1 protein-coding gene is annotated in these 207 nt (G+C 61.8%); it reads right to left on the minus strand.

Going from position 1 to position 207, the window contains the following annotated elements:
* The coding region (locus F2P45_RS37615; RefSeq protein WP_223164956.1) for a contractile injection system protein, VgrG/Pvc8 family at window positions 1-207 on the minus strand (207 nt) is incomplete at both ends.

The following is a 207-nucleotide window of genomic DNA, read 5'->3' on the forward strand; positions in this document are numbered from 1 at the left end:
CCGACAGCACCAGGAAGTCGTTGTCGCCGCCGCCCTGCTCGAACCAGTGGTGCTCGGTCAGCTTGAAGGTGTGACCCGACGCAAAGCCGCGGCAATCCGACGTGCCGGTGAAAATCTTGGCCTGCCATTCCAGCACTTCCAGGCGCTGCTTGGCTTCGGCCTTGCCTTCGCCCTTGTTCTTGTAGAAGAACGCCGGATTGCCGTCGT

Source organism: Massilia mucilaginosa (assembly GCF_011682145.1).
Classification (GTDB): Bacteria; Pseudomonadota; Gammaproteobacteria; order Burkholderiales; family Burkholderiaceae_D; genus Telluria_A; species Telluria_A mucilaginosa.